The 1,607-nt window shown below is 39.8% G+C and carries 5 tRNA genes; 2 read left to right on the top strand and 3 right to left on the bottom strand.

Going from position 1 to position 1,607, the window contains the following annotated elements:
• Window positions 1-155: 155 nt before the first annotated feature.
• The 3 genes from H5058_RS03255 to H5058_RS03245 form a co-directional block, all read right to left on the bottom strand.
• A tRNA-Glu gene (locus H5058_RS03255) sits at window positions 156-231 on the bottom strand.
• A gap of 144 nt (window positions 232-375) precedes the next feature.
• A tRNA-Glu gene (locus H5058_RS03250) sits at window positions 376-451 on the bottom strand.
• Window positions 452-488: 37 nt separating this feature from the next.
• A tRNA-Ala gene (locus H5058_RS03245) sits at window positions 489-564 on the bottom strand.
• Between the two features lie 735 nt (window positions 565-1,299).
• Between H5058_RS03245 and H5058_RS03240 the strand changes: the two genes are divergently transcribed.
• Together H5058_RS03240 and H5058_RS03235 are read left to right on the top strand one after the other, a co-directional pair.
• A tRNA-Val gene (locus tag H5058_RS03240) sits at window positions 1,300-1,375 on the top strand.
• A gap of 150 nt (window positions 1,376-1,525) precedes the next feature.
• Window positions 1,526-1,601: transfer RNA gene (locus tag H5058_RS03235), tRNA-Val, on the top strand.
• Window positions 1,602-1,607 lie beyond the last annotated feature (6 nt).

Genomic DNA, 1,607 nt, shown 5'->3' with positions numbered 1-1,607 from the left:
TCATTGATTTGCTATTTCTGTGTAAGATGAGACCGAGCCTGTGAGGCGAATGGCATTATCTTCTCAGAAACATTTTCTGTGTCACTAGGACAACTGAATTTTTAGACTCGTTTCAGGCGAGCTTTTAATAACACTACCCTACTATAAATAGTAAGTGGCGTCCCCAAGGGGATTCGAACCCCTGTTACCGCCGTGAAAGGGCGGTGTCCTAGGCCTCTAGACGATGGGGACACATAAATGTATCACTAGGACAATTGATTAGTTTAACTCACATCCTGAGTTTTAAGGTAATTGCGCTTAATACAAGTAAAGACTCGAGCTTTAATTGTGACGCTATTTTCTCGGTAAAACCGCCTTTAACTAATTAAAGCTAAATGGCGTCCCCAAGGGGATTCGAACCCCTGTTACCGCCGTGAAAGGGCGGTGTCCTAGGCCTCTAGACGATGGGGACACAGAAAACTGCTACCCTAGGACAAACACTAATAAGTTGGTGGAGCTATGCGGGATCGAACCGCAGACCTCTTCACTGCCAGCGAAGCGCTCTCCCAGCTGAGCTATAGCCCCAACTTATTTACACACGCTGTGATAAACACGTCGTGTATTGCTTAGTGCGGGGCGCATTCTATGCACCACCCAAAATAAAGTCAACAGTTTTTTGTTCTGCTTTATTTAAATGGTTTATTTTTCAACAAACTGGCTACCAAGCAGGCTAAAAAGGGCAATTTACAGTAAATTAGCCCCTTGAGTGTATTATAAATTATGGCTGGATGATTAGATAACCCCTGCTCTGCTTGTTTTAATTTTTATTGAGCATAGAAAAGGTATACATTTATATGCAAATTCAACTTGGCATATTTAGTTCATCGTTCAATGACGTATCCTTACTTTATGCCTTGGCATAATAACCACTTTACGCACTATTAGATCGCATTGGTTTTTTGCGGATTAAAATTGGTTTAATTTAAAGGCGATTTAATCACGGCGTAAATTTATAACTTAAGTGATTACTTTATATAAGCTGCACTTTATGATCAATAAACACACCACAGCAACTAAGTTAAAATAGATTGGCTTATTACTTTCTTGATTTTCGATATTAACTATCTAAGCCTAAACAGATAATACGGCGTTTATTTAAACACTAAGCATTGATTTGTCGATAAAACAAACTCCAAACATTACTTGTTGTTTATAAAACCCCCACTCAGCACATTTTTATCATTCAAGTGTTGACACATTTACAACTCTATCTATAATAGCGCCCCACAACAACGCAGCATTGTGTTGTTGTTTAGATGTGGGTGATTAGCTCAGTTGGGAGAGCATCGCCCTTACAAGGCGAGGGTCACTGGTTCAAGTCCAGTATCACCCACCACTTTTTATAAGTGTTCACATCTAAATTTCTATATGAGTAATTAGCTCAGTTAGAAAAAGAGAGCATCTCCGCTACTAATAAGCAACGGCGAAGTTCACTGGTTAAAGTCCAGTACTATTTATTTTAATAGTAGCGTTTTAATTTATATGTGGGTGATTAGCTCAGTTGGGAGAGCATCGCCCTTACAAGGCGAGGGTCACTGGTTCAAGTCCAGTATCACCCACCACATATA

The sequence above is a fragment of the Pseudoalteromonas sp. SR45-4 genome, assembly GCF_014163535.1.
GTDB lineage: Bacteria > Pseudomonadota > Gammaproteobacteria > Enterobacterales > Alteromonadaceae > Pseudoalteromonas > Pseudoalteromonas nigrifaciens.
The sequence above is the reverse complement of the archived record's forward strand: the minus strand, read 5'-3'. Positions and strand labels throughout refer to the sequence as shown.